Origin of the sequence: Pollutimonas rozaliensis, assembly GCF_048751585.1 — a bacterium.
Taxonomy (GTDB): domain Bacteria; phylum Pseudomonadota; class Gammaproteobacteria; order Burkholderiales; family Burkholderiaceae_B.
Genome location: NZ_JAZHOB010000094.1, coordinates 1 through 276 on the forward strand (window position 1 = coordinate 1; position 276 = coordinate 276).

The 276-nt window shown below is 59.1% G+C and carries 1 protein-coding gene; it reads right to left on the bottom strand.

Translation table 11 applies throughout. The annotated features are described in order from the left end of the window. The coding region (locus V0R37_RS22120) for a hypothetical protein (RefSeq protein WP_420376561.1) at positions 1-276 on the bottom strand (276 nt) is incomplete at both ends.

Below are 276 nucleotides of genomic sequence, written 5' to 3' on the forward strand. Positions count from 1 at the left end.
GGTAACGCGGCCGCAGTTGTTGCCTGCCTCATCGAGCAGGATGTAGTCGCCGCTATCCTTAACAACGTACCATTGCCCGCCGCTCAAAAACGACACCGCCACGCTGCCGTTGGCAGGCTTGGGCGAGAGCAAGGGCACCCACTCTGTGCCTTGGTTGGTGTCATCGATGCTGATAATGGCGGTGTAGTTGGCCGCGCTCACATAAGTGGCGGGCACGCCGTAAACGGTAAACGAGGCCATCGAACGGGTGTTGATAATCACGCCGTCGGTGTAGCT